The sequence below is a fragment of the Brevibacterium sp. FME17 genome (assembly GCF_014897515.1).
Lineage (GTDB): Bacteria > Actinomycetota > Actinomycetes > Actinomycetales > Brevibacteriaceae > Brevibacterium.
Map to the genome: position 1 here is coordinate 105,158 of NZ_JABUYD010000007.1, position 22,449 is coordinate 127,606.

General features: G+C 62.7%; 25 protein-coding genes. 6 read left to right on the forward strand and 19 right to left on the reverse strand.

What is annotated here, in order from left to right; translation table 11 throughout:
• Window positions 1-5: 5 nt before the first annotated feature.
• From INT40_RS08710 to INT40_RS08745, 8 genes are all read right to left on the reverse strand, one after another.
• Window positions 6-401: a DoxX family protein gene (locus INT40_RS08710; RefSeq protein WP_101571274.1), complete on the reverse strand. Its 396-nt coding sequence runs from the start codon at window positions 399-401 to the stop codon at window positions 6-8.
• A gap of 122 nt (window positions 402-523) precedes the next feature.
• Window positions 524-1,468, reverse strand: a complete 945-nt coding sequence (mutM, locus tag INT40_RS08715) for a bifunctional DNA-formamidopyrimidine glycosylase/DNA-(apurinic or apyrimidinic site) lyase (RefSeq protein ID WP_193095932.1) — start codon at window positions 1,466-1,468, stop codon at window positions 524-526.
• 61 nt (window positions 1,469-1,529) lie between these two features.
• The gene (rnc, locus tag INT40_RS08720) at window positions 1,530-2,234 is read right to left on the reverse strand and encodes a ribonuclease III (RefSeq protein ID WP_193095933.1); all 705 of its coding nucleotides are present in this window, start codon (window positions 2,232-2,234) and stop codon (window positions 1,530-1,532) included.
• A 3-nt stretch (window positions 2,235-2,237) separates the two neighbouring features.
• Complete coding sequence (gene rpmF / locus INT40_RS08725) at window positions 2,238-2,441, reverse strand: 50S ribosomal protein L32 (protein ID WP_009885115.1); 204 nt, start codon at window positions 2,439-2,441, stop codon at window positions 2,238-2,240.
• A gap of 2 nt (window positions 2,442-2,443) precedes the next feature.
• Entirely contained in the window at window positions 2,444-2,962 is a 519-nt protein-coding gene (locus INT40_RS08730) for a YceD family protein (RefSeq protein WP_101571280.1), read from the reverse strand.
• 121 nt (window positions 2,963-3,083) lie between these two features.
• Window positions 3,084-4,271 carry an MFS transporter gene (locus INT40_RS08735; RefSeq protein WP_193095934.1) on the reverse strand — a complete coding sequence of 396 codons (1,188 nt, stop codon included), beginning with the start codon at window positions 4,269-4,271 and terminating at the stop codon, window positions 3,084-3,086.
• 3 nt (window positions 4,272-4,274) lie between these two features.
• The gene (gene coaD, locus INT40_RS08740; RefSeq protein WP_101571284.1) at window positions 4,275-4,763 is read right to left on the reverse strand and encodes a pantetheine-phosphate adenylyltransferase; all 489 of its coding nucleotides are present in this window, start codon (window positions 4,761-4,763) and stop codon (window positions 4,275-4,277) included.
• Entirely contained in the window at window positions 4,760-5,521 is a 762-nt protein-coding gene (locus INT40_RS08745; RefSeq protein ID WP_193095935.1) for a GntR family transcriptional regulator, read from the reverse strand. Before INT40_RS08745 ends, coaD begins: the two co-directional genes overlap by 4 nt.
• 115 nt (window positions 5,522-5,636) lie before the next feature.
• On the opposite strand from INT40_RS08745, the gene INT40_RS08750 reads away from it, so the two are divergent.
• Genes INT40_RS08750 through ehuA form a run of 4 tightly spaced genes read left to right on the forward strand, consistent with a single transcriptional unit; the run spans window position 5,637 to window position 8,783 of the window.
• Window positions 5,637-6,521, forward strand: a complete 885-nt coding sequence (locus INT40_RS08750; protein WP_193071737.1) for a transporter substrate-binding domain-containing protein — start codon at window positions 5,637-5,639, stop codon at window positions 6,519-6,521.
• 24 nt (window positions 6,522-6,545) lie between these two features.
• Window positions 6,546-7,352: an ectoine/hydroxyectoine ABC transporter permease subunit EhuC gene (ehuC, locus tag INT40_RS08755; protein WP_193071738.1), complete on the forward strand. Its 807-nt coding sequence runs from the start codon at window positions 6,546-6,548 to the stop codon at window positions 7,350-7,352.
• On the forward strand, window positions 7,349-8,008 hold the full coding sequence (gene ehuD / locus INT40_RS08760) for an ectoine/hydroxyectoine ABC transporter permease subunit EhuD (protein ID WP_193071739.1): 660 nt from the start codon (window positions 7,349-7,351) through the stop codon (window positions 8,006-8,008). Before ehuC ends, ehuD begins: the two co-directional genes overlap by 4 nt.
• The gene (ehuA, locus tag INT40_RS08765) at window positions 7,995-8,783 is read left to right on the forward strand and encodes an ectoine/hydroxyectoine ABC transporter ATP-binding protein EhuA (protein WP_193071740.1); all 789 of its coding nucleotides are present in this window, start codon (window positions 7,995-7,997) and stop codon (window positions 8,781-8,783) included. Before ehuD ends, ehuA begins: the two co-directional genes overlap by 14 nt.
• Before the next feature lie 104 nt (window positions 8,784-8,887).
• Here ehuA and INT40_RS08770 read toward each other — a convergent pair whose 3' ends face one another.
• The 5 genes from INT40_RS08770 to INT40_RS08790 all read right to left on the reverse strand — a co-directional run bounded on the left by INT40_RS08770 (window position 8,888) and on the right by INT40_RS08790 (window position 14,920).
• Entirely contained in the window at window positions 8,888-9,169 is a 282-nt protein-coding gene (locus INT40_RS08770; protein WP_193071741.1) for a hypothetical protein, read from the reverse strand.
• Window positions 9,166-9,960: an RsmD family RNA methyltransferase gene (locus tag INT40_RS08775; RefSeq protein WP_193071742.1), complete on the reverse strand. Its 795-nt coding sequence runs from the start codon at window positions 9,958-9,960 to the stop codon at window positions 9,166-9,168. The genes INT40_RS08770 and INT40_RS08775 overlap by 4 nt, the downstream gene beginning before the upstream one ends.
• Before the next feature lie 67 nt (window positions 9,961-10,027).
• Window positions 10,028-12,175 (reverse strand): ATP-dependent DNA helicase RecG, encoded by a 2,148-nt coding sequence (locus tag INT40_RS08780; RefSeq protein WP_101571300.1) that lies wholly within the window; start codon window positions 12,173-12,175, stop codon window positions 10,028-10,030.
• Window positions 12,172-13,812, reverse strand: coding sequence for a DAK2 domain-containing protein (locus INT40_RS08785; protein ID WP_193071743.1), 1,641 nt, complete (start codon window positions 13,810-13,812; stop codon window positions 12,172-12,174). The genes INT40_RS08780 and INT40_RS08785 overlap by 4 nt, the downstream gene beginning before the upstream one ends.
• A 1-nt stretch (window position 13,813) precedes the next feature.
• Entirely contained in the window at window positions 13,814-14,920 is a 1,107-nt protein-coding gene (locus INT40_RS08790; RefSeq protein WP_193071744.1) for a thiamine-phosphate kinase, read from the reverse strand.
• A gap of 32 nt (window positions 14,921-14,952) precedes the next feature.
• Here INT40_RS08790 and INT40_RS08795 point away from each other — a divergent pair, with 32 nt between their 5' ends.
• Complete coding sequence (locus INT40_RS08795; RefSeq protein ID WP_226841906.1) at window positions 14,953-15,483, forward strand: DUF3515 family protein; 531 nt, start codon at window positions 14,953-14,955, stop codon at window positions 15,481-15,483.
• 266 nt (window positions 15,484-15,749) lie between these two features.
• The gene (locus tag INT40_RS08800; RefSeq protein WP_193071745.1) at window positions 15,750-16,706 is read left to right on the forward strand and encodes a hypothetical protein; all 957 of its coding nucleotides are present in this window, start codon (window positions 15,750-15,752) and stop codon (window positions 16,704-16,706) included.
• Between the two features lie 202 nt (window positions 16,707-16,908).
• Here the strand turns inward: INT40_RS08800 and INT40_RS08805 are convergent, their stop codons facing one another.
• The 6 genes from INT40_RS08805 to leuD form a co-directional block, all read right to left on the reverse strand.
• Window positions 16,909-18,024: a D-alanine--D-alanine ligase family protein gene (locus INT40_RS08805; protein ID WP_101571308.1), complete on the reverse strand. Its 1,116-nt coding sequence runs from the start codon at window positions 18,022-18,024 to the stop codon at window positions 16,909-16,911.
• Between the two features lie 56 nt (window positions 18,025-18,080).
• Window positions 18,081-18,614, reverse strand: a complete 534-nt coding sequence (locus INT40_RS08810; RefSeq protein ID WP_193071746.1) for a YbhB/YbcL family Raf kinase inhibitor-like protein — start codon at window positions 18,612-18,614, stop codon at window positions 18,081-18,083.
• Window positions 18,615-18,658: 44 nt separating this feature from the next.
• Window positions 18,659-19,672, reverse strand: a complete 1,014-nt coding sequence (locus INT40_RS08815; protein WP_101571312.1) for an NAD(P)H-dependent glycerol-3-phosphate dehydrogenase — start codon at window positions 19,670-19,672, stop codon at window positions 18,659-18,661.
• Window positions 19,669-20,424 carry a lysophospholipid acyltransferase family protein gene (locus tag INT40_RS08820; RefSeq protein WP_193071747.1) on the reverse strand — a complete coding sequence of 252 codons (756 nt, stop codon included), beginning with the start codon at window positions 20,422-20,424 and terminating at the stop codon, window positions 19,669-19,671. Before INT40_RS08820 ends, INT40_RS08815 begins: the two co-directional genes overlap by 4 nt.
• Window positions 20,421-21,737 carry a UDP-N-acetylglucosamine 1-carboxyvinyltransferase gene (gene murA / locus INT40_RS08825; protein ID WP_101571316.1) on the reverse strand — a complete coding sequence of 439 codons (1,317 nt, stop codon included), beginning with the start codon at window positions 21,735-21,737 and terminating at the stop codon, window positions 20,421-20,423. Before murA ends, INT40_RS08820 begins: the two co-directional genes overlap by 4 nt.
• A gap of 111 nt (window positions 21,738-21,848) precedes the next feature.
• Window positions 21,849-22,448 (reverse strand): 3-isopropylmalate dehydratase small subunit, encoded by a 600-nt coding sequence (gene leuD, locus INT40_RS08830; protein WP_101571318.1) that lies wholly within the window; start codon window positions 22,446-22,448, stop codon window positions 21,849-21,851.
• Window position 22,449: the final 1 nt, after the last annotated feature.

The following is a 22,449-nucleotide window of genomic DNA, read 5'->3' on the forward strand; positions in this document are numbered from 1 at the left end:
CAGGGTCACATCCCGAACAGGGTGGGAATCGCGATCGGTCCCGTCCCGAAGGCGGTGATGACCGCGGCCAAGACCAGCAGAAGCAGGTCGTACTCCGGACCTCCGGCCGAGGCCCAGTACTTCGAGTGCCATCTGAACACGTGCAGACAGGTGGTGATGAGCATCAGGACGATCACTCCGATTCCGGCCCACTGAGCGAGAACGCCGGAGGCGAAGGATGCCGCCGCAGTCAGTTCGGCGATGGCGACGAACCACGCGGTCGGGACGTTGAGCCCGTCGTTCTTTGCGAAACCCGGAATGTCCTTTGCCTTGACCCAGAACTCGCGGACGAATGCCGCAGTGAGCAGCGCCCGAACGAGCAGGAGGACAATCCCGCCGATGAACGTTGGAATTGTGAACATGTCTGTTCCTCTCTGAACATCCACCGACCTGGAATTCGCTTGTCCCGAGTCTACTCACACTGCTGACGGGCTCCAGCGACTCTTCGGCTTGATGCGCCAGCGCCGCAGTCGTCGGCACGCGGCTAGCGGTAGCGCGGAGCGTTCTGGCAGTTCGGGCAGAAGTGGCTGCCGCGTCCGCCGATCGTCATCTTCTCGATCTCGGTCCCGCAGCGCACACATTCCTGGCCACCGCGACCGTAGACCAGCAAGGCCCGGTCAAAGTAGCCGGATTCTCCGTTGACGTTGACGTAGAGCGCGTCGAAGCTGGTCCCACCCACGGCCAGCGCATCGCTCATCACCCGCGCCGCAGAATCGAGGACAGCAGCCAGGCGTGACTTGCGGGTGCGAGCGGGAATCGCCAGAGGGTGGATGCCGGCTCTGAAGAGAGCTTCATCGGCATAGATATTGCCGATTCCGCTGACCAGAGACTGATCGAGCAACGCTGATTTGACCACCGTCCGCTTGCGGGAGAGCTGCTCGAGAGCCAGACCGGGTTCGAATGCAGGTTCCAGCGGGTCGGCCGCAATGTGATTCGCCGAGGCGGGCACGAGCCGACCGTAGGCGTGCACCAGGGGCTGAACGCCCAGATGGCCGAAGATCCGTTGGTCGACGAAGCGCAGCTGAAGGCTCTCACCGTCGGTCTCGGATCCGGCGCTGCCCCGTTCGAGCCGGAAGATGGCTCGCGTGTGCTTGTGGATTGAGTCATTCGCGTTGTGCACGCGCAGCTGCCCGCTCATGCCGAGGTGGACGAGCAGACTGAGTTCAGGGGCAGCCGGTTCGGCCGACTGCCCAACGCCGGGGTCCTCCCCCAACGTCAGCCACATGAATTTTCCACGACGTTCGGCACCGATGATTCGCCGACCGGTGACGGCTGCGACGAACCCTTCGGCTGCGGAAGCATCGATGCGACGCTGTGACGTCGTGCCGAGTATTCGGGGATCGATCACCTCGGCGCCGGTGATGGTGGTGCCGGCAGTCCATTCATGGACGCCCACACGGACGCTCTCAACCTCGGACAGCTCAGGCATCAGGAACTCCTTCGAGCTCTCACGCTCAGAGCGGGGCTACGAGGCCCCGCCACAGCGATGTTCAGCGAGTGTAGTCCGGGTAGATGGTGCGGATGGCCTTGACGGCGACTTCCGCGGCGGCGGCTTCCGCGTTCTTCTTCGAGGAACCGTCTCCGGAGCCCCAACCGTTGGAGCCCAACAGCGCTGTGGCGGTGAAGACCATGGCGTGGTCGGGTCCCGAGGACACGATCTCGTAGCTCACGGCGCCCAGATCAAGGTCGGCCGCTGCTTCCTGCAGGGTCGTCTTAAAGTCCATTCCGGCACCGAGGTTCACGGCGTCGGAAAGCATGCCGTCGATGAGACGGTGAACGAAGGCGAAGGCCTCTTCACGTCCGCGGGCGACGAAGGTCGCACCGATGAGGGCTTCGACGGTATCGGCGAGGATCGAGTCCTTGTCGCGACCGCCGGTGAGCTCTTCGCCCTTTCCCAGGAGTATATGGGGGCCGATTCCGTGTCTGCGCGCGATCGACGCCAGTGCTTTGGTGTTGACCACGGCGGAGCGCATCTTGGCCAGTGAGCCTTCGGCCAGATCCGGGTTGTCGTAGTACAGCGACTCGGTGGCCACGAGGCCCAGGACGGAATCGCCGAGGAATTCGAGGCGCTCGTTCGTGGGTATGCCGCCGGCTTCGAAGGCGAAGGAGCGGTGAGTTAAGGCGAGACGAAGAGTCTCGGGATCAATATCGATCCCGAGACTCTTCTGCAGTTCTGCTGTGGTGTCAGTGTCCACAGGTCAGACGTCGGCGACCTTGCGTCCCTTGTATTCAAGGAACAGCGGGGTGCCGGCTGCGTCTTCGACAACTTTGGCCTGGTGAGGGCGCGAGTACACAACGCGACCGTTCTCCACAGTCTTGACCAGGCTAGGCGCCTGTGCCTTCCACTGCGAACGACGGTGGCGGGTGTTGCTGCGCGACAATTTACGCTTTGGAACAGCCACGTCTAGCTCTCTTTCTTCTCATCCAACAAACTCTTCAATGATGCGAACGGCGAATCCGATTCACTGTCATCGACCTCAAGATCTTCACCGAGGGTGAAGCTGAACTCTTCGCTCCGGTCCTTTGACGGACTGAAGGGCAGAGCCATGACGACAGCATCTCTGATTGCGGGCTCGAGGTCGAGCTGATCGCGATCGATGACATAGGAATCCTCGTCGCCATCGGCCTGCTCATAGACATACATCTCTTGGATGTCGACATCTATAGGCAACTCGATTTCGTCGAGAGTCCTTACATCTTCGCCGCGGGCCACTGTCGAGACTGTGCCCGACACGTAGATTCCCTCCGACACGCTTTCGAACATCAGCTCGAGTGTCAGTGGTGAACCTTCGGCGACCCCGATCACTTCGATCTTGAGATCCGACGGAGCAGACAGGGTGGTGTTCACCCGTTCCCATTCACCAGGATGACCGAGCAATCCCATCGACCTGAGATCGTAGACGAACTCAGACTGCTTCTTCATGCTCACTCCTCCTTTACGTGATTGAGGATGCTTACTCCTGCGTTCACACGCGACTCACCATTCTAGTCATCATCGCCGGTCATTACCAATCGAGCCTGTGCGGATGCGCGGGTGTTCCTGGTCACCATTTCTCGTGCTGGTTGCGCCAGGTGACGCCACCGGCGGCTAAGAGCAGTGCCCCGGAGATCGTGAACACGATTCCGGATCCGGCAACGATGGTGAGCAGAGAGGCCGCCGAGGGGATCGCCACCTGGCTGAGGCGGTTGCCGGCAAGTCGGATCGAGAGGACTGCGGCCCGGTTGGCCGGGTCCGACAATGTCGAGACCCAGGTCATCGTCAGCGGCTGGGTGAGTCCGAAGCAGAACCCGGAGGCGAGCAGCAGGATCGCCAGCGCCCACGGTTGGGTGAAGACAGGGATGAGGATGATGCAGACCCCTGCCAGCGCCGAGGCCGTCCACAGGAGCGAGAGATTGCGCCATCTGCGGGTGAGCTGTCCGATGATGAGTCGTGAGATCACCGAGGCGAGTGTGCGCAGGGTCAGCAACCAGGTCACCGTCGTCACCGACAACCCGTTCTGCTGTCCGATGAGCGGCAGGTAGGCCGTCATCAGGTCGACGGCGGCCAGGGTCGTCATTGATGCGAGGATCGCGGGCTTCATGCCCCGGATCGCCAGCAGAGACAAGGGGGTTCGGGCGTCTTTGGCCGCATCAGCACGGGAGACGTGCGGGGTGCGACCGCGGAGCATGACGATGACTGCAGCGACCAGGGTCAGCGCGGAGACCCCGGTCATGAACCACAGGGCGTTGACGATCTGCGGCGCACCATCGGTGGCGCCGGCGATGGCACCGGCTACGGGCAGACCGATGGTCTGTCCGACCGAGACGCCGAGGGTGAGGTAGCCGAACTTCGAGGTCAGCGCCGAGGCGGGAAAGCTTTGTGGGATCAGCGCCTGCGACGCGACCGTGGTCAGCAGCTGCCCGAGCCCCAGGCACATCGTGGCGATGAGAAGCATGCCGAGGTTGGGCGCTATCGCTGCGAGCCCGACGGGCAGGATCGAGAGGATCGTTCCCGTCCACAACACAGCGGTGGCGTATCCGCGGTCGACGAGCCGGCCCACAAGGAGCGCTGTGATCAGCGGCACGAGTGAATAGCAGGCGGTCATGAGACCGAGGACGACCCCGCTGCCGCCCAGCTCCAGGGTCCGGTAGGAGATGAGGACGCGCACGCCGTTGTAGGTGGCATGCGCGATCACGGTGTGGAAGATGAGACCGAGGAACCACACCCGAGACGAGGAAGAGGGAATCGGCATGTCTCAGGCGCTGGCGTTCAGCGCCGACAGCACCGCGCCGGGAACCAGACCTTCGATGTCTCCCCCACCACCGTGGACTTCCTTGATGAGCGAGGACGAGACATGCTCGTACTCGGGGTTGCCGGGGACGAAGATCGTCTCGAGCTCACTCAGATGCTTGTTCATCAGCGCCATCGGAAGCTCGTAGGCGAAGTCTGTGCCCGAGCGCAGTCCCTTGACCACGGCGGGGGCTCCGATAGAAGTGCAGTAGTCAACGAGGAGCCCCCCGGCGACGGTGTCGATGATGACGTTTTCGGCGTCGCGTGTCCGCTCGTCCTCGTCCAGGGACCGCCGGATAAGATCGGCGCGAACTTCAGGGTCGAAACGTCCGGACTTCTTGGGATTGTGCACAACGGCCACGACCACCTCGTCGAAGAGTCGGGCACTGCGGGCGATGACATCGAGATGACCCATAGTGATCGGGTCATAGGAACCGGGGCAGACAACCTTCATGTCTTCATCGTATCTCTCAGCTGCGACCACTGGTCATCAACGGGCCCGTCCTGATCACCGGCCCTGACGATGACGGCTTCGGGTTCAGTCAGCGGGTTGTGCAGACGGCAGGCGGCGCCGGTCATGATCCTGCCTACGATCTCCAAGGAGAGGCGCTCGTCACCGGCTGCGATGGCCTCATTCAGCTCTCTGTGCGTTTCGATGAGGTCGCACCTGACCTCGTATCCGCGCGGATCGGAGAGTGAGAGAAGTCGGGTGTGGACCATCGAGACCTTCATCAGGCTGCTGAGCCTGATGGAGCCGGAGCAGGCGACGATCGAATGGTGGAAGTCGAGGTCGGCGTCGCCGATTGCTCGCGCAGTGTTCTCCTCGATCGCGAGCTCAAGCTTGGCCAGCGCCTGGTGGATGCGGGCGATCGGCTTGCCCGACCGGATAATGATCTTCACAGCCTGCGCCTCAATGGCTTCCCTGACCGCATAGACGTCGTCGATGTCATCAGACGTCATCCGCTTGACCCAGACTCCGCGGCCCGGTGCGTGGGTCATCACCCCTTCGCTGACAAGACGCTGCAGGGCCTCCCGCAAGGAGGGGCGGGAGACGACCAGGAGCTCTGCCGTGCGCACCTCGTTGATGGACTGCCCCGGCGCCAGCGAGCCGCTGTAGATGGCGTTCCTGATCTGATCGGCGATGAGGTCGATCGTCGAGGAACGGATGACCTTGCGCAGGACAGGAAGCTCCGAAGTCGGGGGTTGAGGCATATCACGATCATATAACGTTGTCTGACAGTGTGACATCCGAACAACAAAAGTATTGAATAGTGTTCTTGAGACGCATGTCACGAAGATGTGTCGACGTACTAAGAAAGGGACAGCTATGAAAGCCATCAAGGGGCTAGCCGCCGCGACCTCGATCCTCGCTCTGACACTCACCCTGGGGGCTTGCGGCGGAAGCGATTCCGACAAGAGCACTCTCCAGAAGGCCGTCGATGACGGAAAGATCACCGTCGGCTTCGCCGGTGAGGCTCCGTACAGCTTCGAAAAGGACGGCGAGCTCCAGGGTGCATCGGTCGCCATGGCAGAAGCAGTCTTCAAGGAACTCGGTGTCGACGACGTCGAGGGTGTCAACACCGAATTCGGTTCGCTGATCCCCGGACTGAACGCCGACCGCTTCGGTGCGATCTCCGCGGGCATGTCCATCCTGCCCGATCGCTGTGAGCAGGCCGCCTTCGGCGACCCGGAGTTCATGTACACCACCGCCCTGATGACCAAGAAGGGCAAGCAGGACGGCATGAAGACCATGGACGATGTGAAGAAGAAGGGCCTCAAGCTCGCCACCATGACCGGAGCGGTTGAGACCACCATCTATGCCAAAGAACTCGGCATCAAGACTCAGGAAGTCGGCACTCCGCAGGACGGCATGGACGCCGTGACCACGGGCCGCGCGGACGTCTTCGCACTGACCGCCATCTCGCTCAACTGGATGGAGAAGAACAACAAGGATGCAGACGTCGAGGTCGGCGATTCCTTCGTCCAGGAGATCAAGGGAGTCCCACAGGTCGGTGCCGGTGCCACGGTGTTCCGCACAGATGACACCGAACTCCGCGACAAGTGGAATGAGAAGCTCGACGAGATCGTCTCCGATGAGAAGAAGTACCTCGATGTCGTCGGCGATTTCGGCTTCACCAAGGAAGAGCGTCCTGACGGTGAGATCACGACCGATCAGCTGTGCAAGGGCGAACTGCCCACAGCCGAGTCCTGAACCGGCCCCTAGTCACTGCCGATCATGACTGACAATCTCACAACGTTGCTGAATTTCCTCCCACAGCTGTGGGAGGGAATTCAGACGACGATCATCCTCACCATCGCCGGCTCGATCGGCACCATCATCATCGCGCTCATCCTCGGACTCGCGATGACCTCCCCTCACTCCTGGCTGCACATCCCAGCCAGGATCATCGTGGAATTCTTCCGCGGCACATCACTGCTGGTCCAGCTGTTCTGGCTCTTCTACGTCTTCCCGCTCGTCTTCGATATCCACCTTGACCCTCTGATGTGCGGCATCGTTGCCCTGTCACTCAACTACGGGGCCTATTCCGCCGAGGTGGTCCGATCGTCGATCAAGACCGTGAACCCAGGCCAATGGGAGGCGGCAATCGCGCTCAGCATCTCCCCGACCCGACGTATGATCCGCGTCATCTTTCCCCAGGCTTGGGCTCTGATGATTCCCTCGCTTGCCACTCTGCTCATCCAGCTCCTCAAGGGCACGGCTGTGGTCTTCTTCATCACGCTCAGTGACCTCACGGACAAGATCCAACAACTGCGCCAGTCGACCGGAGACACCGTCTTTGCCTTCACCATCGGTCTCCTCATCTACTTCGCCCTCGCCTGGTTGATCCAGGAGGGCATGAACCTTCTCGAACGCCAAGCCACCAAACGGCTGGGACGCAGACGTCCGAACTCCCGGAGTGATCGACGAGATGCTCGTCGCGATGCTCGCGAGGAACTTCGCCGCGATCGTCTCAAATCCAATGCTGCTGCCAAACATGGAGCCTCCAAGCTAGGCCCTACCGGTCAAGGAGGTGGCCTGTGATCTGGAACTGGGAATTCGCCGCCGAAGCGCTGCCGATCCTCCTCCGAGGATTCGTCAACACGCTCATCGCCACCGTGGTCGGCACCATCATCGCCGCAATTCTGGGCCTCCTCATAGCTGTGGCTATCCGCTCACTGCCCCGCTGGATCAACTGGCTGGTCAGGTTGCTCGTCGCCTTCGTTCGCAACACGCCGCTGATCGTGCAGCTGATGTTCGTCTACTTTGCGTTCTCTGACATTCCCGGACTGGTGAACATTCCGGCGCTTGCCATCGGCTGCATCGTCATCGGCATCCACTATTCGACATACATGTCAGAAAGCTACCGTGCGGGCATCGATTCGGTGCCTCCGGGACAGCACGAGGCCGCCACGGCTTTGTCCCTACCACCGGTGCGCACATTCACCGCCGTCGTCCTCCCGCAGGCGCTGCGCGCCACGATCCCGTCGTTGGGCAACTACGCCGTGGCGATGTTCAAGGACACCCCGTTCCTGTTCGCGATCTCGGTGGTCGAACTCGTCACCTCGGCGAAGCAGTTCGGCGGTTCCACCTTCGCCTACACGGAAGCCTTCACCCTGGCCGGATTCATCTTCCTGGCCGCCAGCTACCCGACATCCCTGCTCATCCAACGATTGGACAAGCGCCTTGCCACCTACTGAGAACACCTCATCAAGCCCGGCCATCGAGTTCAAGGACGTGGAGAAGTCCTTCGGGAAGACGACGGTCCTCAAAGACCTCAACTTCACTGTCGCTCCCGGCGAGCGTGTGACCCTCATCGGGCCCAGCGGTTCGGGCAAGACGACGATTCTGCGTCTGGTTATGACCCTGGAAGAACTGACCGGCGGCTACATCTTCGTGGACGGCAAGCCTCTGACTCACACGGAGAAGAACGGCAAGCGGGTCGAGCTGCCGTCGAAGACGACGCGCGCCATGACAACACGGATCGGCATGGTCTTCCAACAGTTCAATCTCTTCCCCAATATGACGGTGCTCGAAAACATCATCGAGGCTCCCGTCCATGTGCTGGGCAGATCCAAGGCCGATGCCGTGGCAGAGGCGAAGTCGCTGTTGGACAAGGTCGGACTCGCAGACAAGGCCGATGAGCATCCCACTCGCCTTTCGGGCGGTCAGCAGCAGCGTGTGGCTATCGCACGGGCACTGGCGATGAGCCCGGAGATCCTCCTCCTCGACGAGGTGACGTCCGCGCTCGACCCCGAGCTCGTGGGAGATGTCCTCGGAGTCCTCCGCGATATCGCAGAGACGACCGACATCACGATGCTCCTGGTCACCCACGAGATGCAGTTCGCCCGCGAGGTCTCACACCGGGTGATGATGTTCGACGGCGGCCAGGTCCTCGAAGAGGGTCCGCCCGATCAGATCTTCAACAATCCGCAGCATGAACGGACCCGTACGTTCCTCTCCAGCGTGCAGTAAGCCTCACGTTCAACGGAGGCCCACCGGTATGCGATTCCGGTGGGCCTCTGGCGTTCCCGGTGGGCTTCAGCCGTACTTTCAGGTCTCGATCGTTCCGACGGACCTCAGCTGCGGATGCGGCGCACGAGCCGCCAGATCCTCACGACGACTGCAATGGCGATGAGCACCATGGCCACCCAGAACAGGATGTCCGAAGGCCCGGCCCAGAACACATCGGAGCGCCGCACCGGATCCGCTGCGTTCGTGACCGCGTCGCTCCTGCCTGCACCGGCATCAGTCTCCGACTGACTCGTCAGCCACCTGAGTGCCAACCAGAGGAGCAGCAGACCCACCCCGCAGGCTGCGAACACCCAGGGTGTGCGGTGCCAGGGACGATGAGAACTCACGCCGACTCGTCTGCTGCCGTAGCACCTACTGCGCTGGCGACATCCGCTGCCTCTTCAGAGTCGGCCTTGAGTTGGACGAAGTACAGAGCGGTCTCACCGAAGCTCTTCGAACGGAAGATTTCAAGCGCCGCCGGCATCGTCGGCTCAGGTGCGCGTGATGCGCGTTCGAGTACGACGATGGATTCCATGTCGAGGAGCCCGGAGAGCCTGCCCAGAATCTGAGTCACTGCGTCCTCACCCAGCGGGTACGGCGGATCCATGAACACCAGGTCGAAGATGCGCCCCTCACCGTCGTCGAAGTCGCTTCTGGTTTCCAGTACCTCGCCGTCCAGAACCGCGTCGAGCCCGTCAGCGTGCTCCACTCCCCCGTTGTGGCCCTCGGGTTGCAGCTGCGCCGAAGTTTGCTCCGACGAAGACTGCTGCCCCGATGCCTGCTGCGCGGCAGCCTGCAGCTTAGGGACACGCTGAGCGCTGAGGAATGACACAACGTCCGAGGAATGGATCCGAGTCGAGTGATCGATTCCGAGCTTCGCGGCATTCGCCTCGACCGCGCGGACCGAGGCACCGGCCGAATCGACGAAATCGACCTCGGCAGCACCCCGCGACATGGCCTCGAACCCCAGCCCACCGGACCCGGCGAAAAGATCGAGAACATTCGCAGCCTGCAGCACCCCGTAACCGTCGAGCATGGAGAAAAGAGATTCCTTGACCCGGTCCGAGGTCGGACGGGTGTTGGACCCGCCCGGTGCCACAAGCTTGGAACCTTTGAACGCACCAGCGATGATTCTCATTGCGTCTCCTCCTCAAGGGGGTGGTTCGACAGCACACGAAACCTTGTCATCTCACAGTAGCGCGACATCAGCTCGCCTCGATGAAGTGAGCCGATTCTGCGGGCAGAACCCTATTGATGAAGGTCCGCAGAGCCGGCAGTGCGCTCAGGTCGGGGTCGACGGAGATGATCTTCTCCGCGATGGCTCTCGCCTCTTCGACGATCGGTGCATCACGGAGAATAGACAGGTGCTTCAACGACGATCCTCCCCACTGTGAGGACCCGAGCACATCACCTTCTCCACGGGTGCCGAGATCGTATTCGGCCAGCGCAAAGCCGTCGAGGGTGCCTGCGACCTCGCTGAGCCGTTCGAAGCTCTCATCGATTTCAGGCACCTCGGTGAGCAGGAAGCACATGGCCGCACTGCCATCACGTCCGACGCGTCCGCGCAGCTGATGGAGCTGAGCGACGCCGAAGCGCTCAGCCTCGAAGACGACCATCATGGTTGCCCGAGGGACGTCGACGCCCACCTCGACGACGGTGGTGGAGACCAGGATGTCGGTCTCGCCGGAGACGAAGGCCGCCATCGTCCGGTCCTTCTCCGCCGGAGGCATCCGACCGTGCAGCAGAGCAATCGAACGTGACCGGAGCTGCTCGGAGTTCTGCAGCAGGTCTCTCAGGTCTTCGATTCCCTGTCGGCTGCCGATCACGTCGCCCGTTTCGGGATCTTCGATGTCGGAGGGGTCGATGCGGGGGAAGACCACGAAGGTGCCCCGCCCGTTCTCGGCTGCCTCGTCGATGAGCTGGAGTACGCGGGCCAACCAGTTGGGATGATCGCCCAGGGAGACGGCGTGGGTGGTGATGTCCTTGGTGCCGGCGGGCATCTCATCGAGGGTGGACACATCGAGGTCGGCGAAGACGGTCATCGCCACGGTGCGTGGGATCGGGGTCGCGGACATCACGAGGGTGTGCGGAACCTTGAGTCCGGCCTTCGCCCGCAGCGCTTCACGCTGTTCGACGCCGAACCGGTGCTGCTCATCGACGACGATGAGACCCAAGGCGTCGAACATCGTGGTGTCCGACATCAGGGCATGCGTGCCCACGACGATGTCGATCTGACCGGTGGCGAGGTCGAGTGCCAGCTGTTTGCGCTCCCGAGCCGGCATCGACCCCGTCAGCAGCGCCACCCGCACCTGATCATCGCTCGAGAGCAGAGGGCTGAGCGCCATCTGATCGCCGAGGAGGCTCTCAATTGAGCGGAAATGCTGAGTGGCCAGCACCTCGGTGGGGGCCAGCATGGCGGCCTGCGCTCCCGAATCGACGGCTGTGAGCATCGCCCGCAGCGCCACGACGGTCTTGCCGGAGCCGACGTCGCCGTGGAGCAGCCGATGCATCGCCGTCTTCCGGCCCATGTCTGCCTCGATCTCCTCACCGACGCGCAGCTGAGAGGCGGTGAGGTAGAAGGGCAGATTGTTGTCGAAGCGTTCACTTCTGGCTCCGACGTTGAGCAGAGGGGTGGCCTCGAGCCTTTCGTAATCAGCCTTGCGGGAGACGAACTCCGCCTGCAAGGCGAGTGCCTCTTCCCATTTCCACCGCTGCTTGGCTTTCTCCGTCGCCGCCGCTGACCTGGGCCGGTGCATGTCGTTGAATGCGGTGCGCAGGTCGGGCAGGTCAAGGTTTTCTCGCATGGCGGTTGGCAGCGGGTCTTCGAACTCGGCAGGGTCGGCGACATCGAGGAGAACCTTGATGGCCTTCCACAGTCGTGTCTGCGCGATGCCTTTGACTCGTGAGTAGACGGGGAATGGGGAGTTGAGGTCCTCCGGCGTCCACTTCTCATCGTGTTCGTCCCGGTTCAGCCAGGTGGGGGAGTTCAGCGTCAGCTGCCCGCGGTACTCCTCGACCTTCCCGGCGAAGACGACGGTGAGCCCGGGCACCAGCTGGCTGTCCAGCCAGCGCTGGTTGAAGAAGGCGATCTTCATCGACTGCTGTCCATCGTGGACGATCACGTCGGTGATGGTGCCGCGGCGTTTCTGCATGCGTCTGGTGTCCACGGAGATGACTTCGGCCTGCAGGATCGCGGTCTCGCCCAGGGGGAGCCCGCCCAGTGGCGTCTTCTCTCCGGGCACGAGGAACCGGCGAGGGAAGAAGCGGAACAGATCCGCCACCGAGGTGATCCCCCGCTTCTTCAGTGCACCGCGGTCTCGTGCGGTGAAGTAGTCGTCGAGGCGGGCGCTCATTCGACTCCCATGATGAGCAGTGTGGCCCGATCCCTTGAGTCGATGTCCTGGAACCTCACTTGGGCGTGTGATTTCCGGATCCAGTCCCGCAGGTGCGAGAGGACATCGGGTGCGCAGCCCGGCCCGTGGACGACGGTGAGGAGTTCCCCTCCGGCGCCCAGCAGACGATCCGCAAGCTTCTCGACCAAGGTGCTGAGCTCGGTGCTCTGAGTCTTGACCTTCCCATCTATGAAGACGCGGTAGAACTGCGAAGGATGAGACAGTGGGATCCTCCGCCCACCCTCCGAGCCAGGTTCAGCGCCCATCGAGTCATCGATGATCGGCAGGGCACCGGTCGGTGGGTTCAGTGCCAGCTGCTCGGCCGAGACGATGGTTCCCACGCGGGTACCGGCTGCGGCTTCGGTCATATCGGCGACGATCTCGTTGGTCGGGGCGAAGGGGTCATAGACCGCCAGTGCCGATAGCAGCGTGGCCACATTGCGGGAGCGCAGCACCTGTGCCCCGCTCACCTGTCCCAGCGATTTGAGGACCGTGGTGGAACTGGGGACGACGAGGACCTCTCGTTCCTCCTCGGCGATGATGTCTGTGGTCATGGCCACCGCGTCACCGGCATCCGGTGACAGGGCGCTTGCTCCGTTGAGTGCGCAGTGCATGAGCAGGCCGGTGCCCGAGACGATGGCCACCAGATGGGTCTCGCCCTCTTCCTCGTGCAGGCGCAAGTCCTCCATGTCGAGGCGGGCGATGCCGTAGCTGGCGAGGTGGTCGAGGACGATCACGGCGGTGGCTTCGTCCGCGACGTGGACGTGGACCTTGGGACCGTTGATGACGATCGATGTCCCACCGAGCGCATCAAGCGCCTCGGCGAGGGTGGATGACGTCTTTTCGGAATCGACGGATGCCGGGTTCGTGGCCAGGATGGCGATGATCTCGAGTTCATCGGAACTGGCCTGATGCACGATTCGTGGGGCCCTGGTGACCTCGACGAGCATCGAGTCTTGGGGTGTGCGGCCGGTGACCGTGGCGTAGAGGAGGTCGAAGAGTTCAACGATCCCTGTCGAGCCGGCATCTACGACCGCGGCTTCGCGCAGCACGGGCAGCTGTCCGGTGGTCTCGCGCAGAGCCGACCGGGAGCGCAGCCGCACCGCGGAGATGAGTTCGATGAGGTTGGCGCCTTTCTCGGCCTTCTCATGTGCCTCGGTGGCCATGGCGTCGAGGACGGTGAGCATAGTGCCGTCGACCGGTCGGGCCACTGCCTTTCTGGCCCGACCGGAGGCGAGCTCGAGGGCTGCTGCCATCGCTTCGGGCGTCGCCACGGTCACACCGTCCAAGGCATCTGCAACACCTTGGAGCGCGACGGCCAGGATCAGTCCGGAATTCCCACGAGCCCCGCGACCGGCGCCCTCTGCCAGTGCGGCAACGACCTGGGGCAAGGTGACGGGGCCAGTGAGCTCTTCGACGGCTAAGTAGGCGCTGCGCAGCGTGTGATACATGTTTGTGCCGGTGTCACCGTCGGGGACAGGGAAGACGTTGAGTTCGTCGATTTCGACGCGTTCCTTGCGCAGACGATCCACGGCCCGCCGAGCCCACCTGGCGGCCAGACGCCCGTTGAGGCCGATGGCTTGATTGGGTCCGCTCATGTCACTTCCCGAAATGGCTGAAGCCGCTCGTCGGCACCGGTGCGCCGTCGAGACTGACCCCGCTGCCGACTGTCATCTCTCCGATTCTCCGCCAGCCTACCGGAGGCGTGTCGAACTGCATCGACGACGCGACGAAGCCATGGTCCTCTCCCCCATTCAGCACCCAGCTCAACGCCAATTCCTCGGCAGACCGGGCTTCTGCCACAGGTGCCGGGGCTTCGGCTCCTTCCTCAGGTGCCTCGGCTTCGTCGGTGCTCTTAGCGCTGGCCAGCAGGTAGCGTGCTGCGGGCAGCAGCGGATCGATGAGTTCCTGGAGTGCGGCTCGGTCGATGTCTGCGTGGACGCCCGAGGCCGTTGCGACCCGGCCCAGGTCCGTGCTCAGCCCATCGGAGACATCGATCATCGCCGAGGCTGCCCCCATGCTCAAGACGGCCGCATAGTCCGGCTGTGGGGCCAACTGAGTGGAGATCAGCTCTTTGAGACTCGCATCGAGCTCGGGCTGCTCGCCCGTGTTCCCGGCACGATCGCCGAGACCGGCGAAGAGAAGATCCAATCCGGCAGCGGCGCGACCGATGGTCCCGGCCAGGTAGATCGAGTCGCCCGGCTTGGCACCCACGCGGGTGATCGCTGCGCCGCTTCCTGCAGCTGTGGCTTCAGGGCCTCCGACGGTGCCCAGCGCTGTGATCGCGACGACGATGAGCCCGGAGGACGAAAGGTCACCACCGATGATGGGAATGTCGCAGTCCAGCTCCTCACCGGCACGCGCCGCCTCGGCGACGATGCCTGCGAAGAGTGCCTCGAGGTCATCGATATCGGTTGAGTTCGGCACGGCCAATGACACGAGCAGCCCGTGCGGCACGGCGCCCATGACGCACACATCGGAAAGATTCTGTGCTGCGGCTTTGACTCCGAGCCGAGACCAGTCGAGCCAGGTGCGAGTGAAGTCCTCGTTCTCCACGAGCATGTCGGCAGTCGACACAAGATTACCCTCCACCGCGGTCACCGCGGCATCGTCTCCGGGTCCGATGATCACCTGCGAACCGCCGCGATTGTGAGAGAGGATGCGTTCGAGCACGTGTGATTCGCCAAGTTCGGACAGTCGGGTCATGACTCAAGGTTATCGGGAGATACGGTAGTTGTATGAGATCTCGTCGCCTCCGCCCGTCGCCTCGCCCCTCGCTTCGGAAGAGGCCTCAGAAGACGCGCACTATCGCACTCGCAGCCATTGCCACTGTGGTGGCTGGTGTGAGCCTGGCCGGATGCGAGAGAACCGTCGTCGTTGACCCGGCTCAGGACGCACAGAATCCCAAATGCGCCGACATCATGCTGCGCATGCCCGATGAGATCGCCGGCCAGAAGTCACGCACGACATCCTCCCAGGGCACGATGGCGTGGGGAGATCCCAATATCGCTGTCGTCCGCTGCGGCGTCACTCCTCCGGGACCGACGACTGATCAGTGCGTGAGCGTGAGCAGCGTCGACTGGATTTCAAAGGCCTCCGAAGAGGACGACACTTGGGTGTTCACCAGCTACGGTCGCACCCCGGCGGTCGAAGTTCTTGTCAACCGCAAAGCAGAATCGGGCAACAATGTCCTCGCTGCCATCTCACCGGCCCTGACCGCCGTCAAGGCAGAGGCCAAGTGCGTAGGAGCCCAAGACCTCGACAGCTGAGCAGGTCCGCTGAGTTGGTGCTCTGAACCAGTCCCCTCAGCAGGCCCCCTCAACATCGAGGGGCATACTTAGCCTCGACCGGGCTACTTACCTTCGAGGGTAGACGTTCTACTATGGCCGCTCGATGATAAGTAGCCCCCTCGGCGCAGTCACCATGCTTGTAAACGATGAGGGGCGATCACTGGACATGTGTGTACTCAACGCCGTTTGATGACGCTTGATGACGTTCATTGCATTTCGGCATCATTGAGAGTCATAATGAGCCCATGGTCTCTGTCTTCAGATCCAAAGAGCTCCATAACCTCGGGTTCACCGAGGCGGGCATTCAGGGTGCGCTGAGCTGTTGTCTGCGCCGGATTCGGCGCGGACACTTCGTTCTGTATTCGCCCTGCACCACGACTGAACATATACCGCTCCACCTTCTGCACGACGCCACCGCCACGGACTACCCGCGACAATATGGGGACATTCGAGACAATTCGGAATGGCTGAAGGTGCTTATCCGCTCGTATGCTGATGAACTTCAGTCGGGAGCGGTCTTCTCTCACGTGTCCGCAGCGCTGATACACGGTCTTGCCCCTCCGTTTCCGGCAACAGAGTCCGCCGAGGTGATCCGGCCCGGCATGCACCGTGCAAAGAAGACCCTGCTAACTCGGGACCGTGCACTGAACTCTGAAGAACTGGCAGAGATCGGCGATCTGCCCGTGACCACCATCGCCAGAACACTTCTCGACCTTGCCAGCGACTATCCTCTGGAAGTATCGGTCCCCTACATCTCTGAGGCACTGCGGCGAGGACTCACTTCGTGCGAATCGCTGCGCGACGGTATCCGAACAGGCACTCGTGGTTGCAGACAAGCCGTGCAGGCTATCAATCTGGCCAGCCCGGCTCACGAGTCATCTGCGGAAGCACTGTGCGCCGTGAAGTTCTTTCGCTTCAACATCACCGGGATGGTTCCGCAGATTAATGCTTACGACCTCTCCGGAAAGTGGATCGCACGCAATGACTTCCAACATGACAAGCATCCGCTGATCGTCGAGGTCCACGGCGTGGGAAAGTACTATCTCAATGCCGCAGGGCCAGACCAAGCGAGTTCTGCTAACCATGAACGACACATGAAGCTGCTCAACGCCGGATACCGAGTCTTCAACCTCGTTTGGGCAGACCTCTTCCGCACGAGTGAGTTCGTGAGGATCAGAGCAGCTCTCGCCGAGTTCGACTGACAGCCGCCGACGCACACAATCAACTGAGTGCATTGCGGCAAGCAAGAACGGGCGTGCACACCCAGCAAGGTGACTCAATGAGACGCCTCAGTGAGACCACTCAGCATTGACCGGGCTACTTAGCCTCGAGCGACGAGGCTATAGCGTGATCCTTCGACGCTAAGTAGGCCCCTCGACGAGAAGCGCCGTATGGCACCGGAACTCAGTGGGTGCGGGCGTGATCGACCAGTGCGATGGTGATGAGCTCTGAGATGAGTGCCGGGTACTCGATGCCCGAGTTCGACCACATGAATGGGTACGCCGAGGTGGGGGTGAAGCCTGGGAGGGTGTTGATCTCGTTGATGAGGACTTCCCCCGCCCCTGTCACGAACGTGTCCACGCGTGAGAGTCCCGTGCAGTCGAAGAGCCGGAAGACCTGGGCCGAGAGTTCCTGGATCCGGGCCGTCGTCTTCTCGTCCACCCGTGCCGGGCAGGTCAGCTGCGCATCCGCGAGGTTGAGGTATTTGGCCTCGAAGTCATAGAACGAGTGCTCCCCTGAGACTTCGATCTCTCCGGGGTACGAGACTCGGATCTCACGGTCGTAGACGGAGCCGAGCACCGCGCACTCGATCTCACGGCCCACAACCTGTGGTTCGACGATGACCTTCGCATCATGCTCGAAGGCAGAGCGCAGCGCCTGATCCAGCCCCTCGGCTGATTCGACGCGACTGACTCCCATCGACGATCCTGCCCGAGCAGGCTTGACGAACACGGGCAGCCCCAGGCCGGCGATCCGCTCCTGCGCCTCGGCCTGATCGGCGTCCCACATGGTTTCGGTCACGAGCTCCCAGGGGCATGTCGGGATTCCGGCATGGGCCATCAGGGACTTCGTGTAGTGCTTATCCATGCTCGCCGCCGAGGCGAAGACCCCGGAACCGACGAAGGCCGTGTCGCTGAGCTCGAACAGACCTTGCAGAGTTCCGTCCTCCCCGTACTGGCCGTGCAGCAGCGGGAAGTAGACATCAACGGATCCGAGTTCGGTGTAGCGGCCCTCGGCATCGCGCTGCAGCAGGGGCGAGCCCTGAGCGGAGATCGGCGGGATGACCTCGGTTCCGTTGTCGAGCACCTCTGGCATATCGGCCGGGTCGAAGGCCATCGTCGACCAGTCGTCGACGATGCGCCACACACCGGCCTTCGTAATGCCGATCGGCAGCACTCGGTAGGCGTCTTCATCGATGGCCTGAATGACTCCGGCAGCAGTGACACAGCTGACGGCGTGTTCGCTCGATCGTCCGCCGAAGAGGACTGCGACGAGTGGCCGGTGATCATTTTCAGGCATAGGAATCCTTGGTCGTCAGAGCGCGTGACCGTTTGTACGGACTGGAAAACTCTAGCTCACTTGAGCTCGAACGTGCATTCCAACCAGGCACGGGCGATGCCCTTGAAGAACATGTTGAACCCGGCGAAGGCCGGTGAAGCGGAATCGTCGAGGCCCAGCGGCTCAGCGAGTGCTGTGACGATGAAGAAGTAGCGGTGTGATCCGTGCCCCTGGGGTGGTGCAGCACCGACGAAACGGGGTTCACCTGCATCGTTGCGCAGCGTCACGGATCCTGCCGGCAGGAGGTCTGCCGAGGGATCGCCGGCGTTGGCGGGCAGGCTGGTCGTCGACGCGTCGAGGTCGGTCACAACCCAGTGCCAGAAGCCGGAACCGGTGGGCGCATCCGGGTCATAGCAGGTCACAGCGAAGGCCTTGGTCTCTTCGGGGAATCCCGACCAGGACAGCTGCGGGGAGACGTCCTGACCGCCGTCAACACCCATCGCACCCGAGAGCTGCGGACCGGTGAGTTCGGCGCCGTTCTCAATGTCTGTGCTGGTGAGGGTGAATGTCGGGACGTCGGAAAGGTTGTAGAACGGTGAGTTGACGCTCATGACTGCTCCTTCTCGTTGAAATTCCTGCTGAGACGCTGAGGCGATCAGGCCGGTGGCCCTTCGTGCTTACGCTTCCGAGACAACAGCAAACCGGCGAGTTCGTCAACCCGCAGCCGCCCGGCGAGGACGGCACACACGGCTTCCGTGATCGGCAGGTCGACCGAGTACTTGCGTCCCAGCGCAAGGATGGCAGGAGCCGATTTCACTCCCTCAGCGGTCTGGAGGGTGTGGGCGATGACGTCGTCAAGGCTCATGCCCTCGCCGAGGTGGCGCCCGAAAGTTCTGTTCCTCGACAGCGGCGAGGCGCAGGTGGCGACGAGGTCACCGAGCCCGGCCAGCCCGGAGAGGGTATGCGACTGGGCGCCCATGGCGGCAGCCAAGCGGGACGTCTCGGCCAGACCACGGGTGATGATCGACGCCTTCGAGTTGTCGCCGAGCTTCTGCCCATCGGCGATGCCGACGGCCAGTGCGATGACGTTCTTCACCGCGCCGCCCATCTCGACACCGACGACGTCGGTGTTCGTGTATGGACGGAAGTACCCGTTGGCGCTGATCTCAGCGACCACCTCGGCGGTGTCGATGCTCTCCGAGGCGACGACGGTGGCGGTGGGCTGTTGGTCGGCGATCTCACGGGCCAGGTTCGGTCCGGACACGACCGCGATCTGGCCCGGATCCACCTCGGCGACCTCGGCGATAACCTCGGACATGCGCATGCCGGTGTCGACCTCGATGCCTTTCATCAGGCTCACGAGCCTGACTCCCGGACGCAGGTGATCCTTCCAGCGACTCAAGTTCTCTCGCAGGGTCTGTGCGGGAACGGCGAGGATGATGACCTCGGCGTCGGTGACCGCGGCAACGTCGTCATCGGTGGCCGTCAGCAGCTCGGGCAGGACCCGATCGCCCAGGTACCGTTCGTTCGTGTGCGAGCGCGTGATCTCTTCTGCGACCTCGGCCCTCCGGGCCCAGAGCGTGACGGGGAATCCGGCATCGGCGACGACGGCGGCATAGGTGGTCCCCCACGATCCTGCACCCAGTACTGCTGTCTTCTCGACGCTCATTCGCCTGCCTCCTCGTTGTGGAATCTCTCTGGCAGCTCCCGGCCCGAGAGCTCACCCACCATCACTGCGATGGTGTTCGTCAGACGCTTCGTCAGCAACGTCTTCGATCGTTTCTCGTCGCGATGTCCCCACAAATCGTCATAGCTGAGGGCAGGACCGAAGCGCACCACCGAGGTGTTGCTCATCGGCCTGAACTTGGGCAGCTTCGCTCCCCGTGGGTAGATTCCGTTGAGCCCCCAGTGGGCGACGGGAATGATCTGGGCCCCAGTTTCCAGCGCCAGCCGCGCGGTTCCGGATTTGAAGTGCTGGGGCCAGAACTCCTCATCCTTCGTCAGCGTGCCTTCGGGGTAGATGACGACGGTCTCACCCCTAGCCAGCGCTTCCTTGGCGTAGTCCAGGGAGTCACCGGCCTGTGCCGAAGCCCGCAGCACCGGGATCTGGCCCAGGCCCTTGAGAATGACACCGAGTGCCCCAGAGAACAGAGTCGACTTCGCAAGGAAGTGTGGGACCCGACCATTGCGCCACAGTGCGAGGCCGACGAGGATCGGGTCGAGGTGGTTCGCGTGATAGGCGGCAACGATCGCTCCGGTACCCCGGGGCGGCAGATTCTCCGAGTTCTCGACCGTCATCTTCGTGGCGGTGCGCATGAGCCCGTAGGCCGAGGTCGCGGCGGCGAAGGCCACTCGCTTCTGCGAACGCACCGAAGCGGGGTCGAAGGAGACGAGCTCCTTCGACTCAACATCCTCGCTCATGCGGAGACCTCGGCGCCGAGACCCAGCAGCTTGTCGAGGAAGTTCTCGTATCCGCGGTTGATGAGTTCGATGCCGTGGACCTGGCTGGTGCCGCGTGCCGCCAATGCGGCGATGAGGTGGCTGAACCCGCCGCGCAGGTCGGGCACGTCGATGCGTGTTCCCGTGAGTTCGGTGGGTCCGGAGACCACGGCCGAGTGCTGGTAGTTGCGGCGCCCGAAGCGGCAGGGTGTGCCGCCGAGGCACTCGCGGTAGAGCTGGATCTGGGCGCCCATCTCACCGAGTGCGTGGGTGAAGCCGAAGCGGTTCTCGTACACGGTCTCGTGGATGATCGACAGGCCCTCGGCCTGGGTCATGGCCACGACGAGCGGCTGCTGCCAGTCGGTCATGAAGCCCGGGTGCACATCGGTTTCCAGCGCGAAGGATGTGAGTTTGCCGCCGGGGTGGCGGAAGCGGATCCCTGACTCCTCGACCTCGAATTCGCCGCCGATGCGGCGGAAGACGTTGAGGAAGGTGATGAGTTCGGGCTGGGAGGCGCCTTCGACGAAGATGTCTCCGCCGGTGGCCAGCGCGGCCGAGGCCCATGAGGCGGTCTCATTGCGATCAGGCAGCGCCCGGTGGATGAAGCCGCGCAGGGAGTCCACACCTTCGATGCGCACCACCCGGTCGGTGTCCACGGTGATGATGGCGCCCATCTTTTGGAGCAGCGCGATGAGATCCATGATCTCGGGCTCGATGGCCGCATTGCGCAGTTCGGTCACACCTTCGGCGCGGACGGCGGTCAGCAGCACCTGCTCGGTGGCTCCGACGGAGGGGAAGGGCAGTTCGACCTTCGTGCCTTGGAGGCGTCCCCGGGTGGTGAGCATGATGCCGCCGGAGGTCTTGTCGACCTCGGCGCCGAACTGCCGCAGCACGTCGAGATGGAAGTTGATGGGACGGTCACCGATATGGCAGCCGCCCAGGTCAGGAATGAACGCTTGGCCCAAGCTGTGCAGGAGAGGTCCGCAGAAGAGGATCGGGATCCGTGAGGAACCGGCATGCGCATCGATGTCGACGATCGACCCCTGCGCCATGTCCGAGGGATCCAGGTGGAGCTCACCGTCGGGCAACTGCCCATCGGGACCGGGCGTGACCCGAACTCCGTGGAGTTCGAGCAGACCGGTGACGATCTCAACGTCCCTGATCTGCGGGACTCCCCGCAGCACGGAGGGTGTCTCCCCCAGCAATGAGGCGACCATGGCCTTGGGTACCAGGTTCTTGGCACCTCTGACCTGGACGGTTCCGCCTAGCGGATTGCCGCCGCGAACTTCGAGCATGTTCCTCCCTGCGTCACACTTGCACCCGGTGGGATCCGGACGTGGTCCAGACTAATCCGGACTCGTCCAAGACTAGCGCAGACGACGCGTGGGTCCCCTGTGGGAAGGCTCTCAGACCTTCGCGGGCAGGGTCTTCGGTTTGAATGCGGCGCGTCGGGATTCGAAATCAGAGATTTCGGATTCCTTGGCCAGGGTCAGGCTGATGTCGTCATGGCCCTCGAGGAGGCGCCAGCGCGTGTAGTCATCGATTTGGAAGGTCACGGTGACCGAATCGCAGGTGACGGTCTTCTCGTTCAAGTCGACGGTGATCGGCGTGCCCGGGTGGTTCTCCAGGATCTTCCAGATCAGTTCGATGTCGTCCTGTTCCAGCTGAGCTGCCAGGAGGCCCTCTTTGCCGGAGTTGCCGCGGAAGATGTCGCCGAAGCGGGAGGAGAGAACGACACGGAATCCGTAGTCCTTCAGTGCCCACACGGCGTGTTCACGCGAGGAGCCGGTGCCGAAGTCGGGTCCGGCCACGAGGACCGAGCCGGCGGAGAAGTCGGGATCGTTGAGGACGAAGTCCTCGGCGGTCCGCCACCGGTAGAACAGGGCGTCTTCGAATCCGGTGCGGGTGACGCGTTTGAGGAACTTCGCCGGGATGATCTGGTCGGTGTCGATGTTGGCGCGGCGCAGGGGAACGCCGGTGCCGGTATGTGTGCTGAAAGCTTCCATC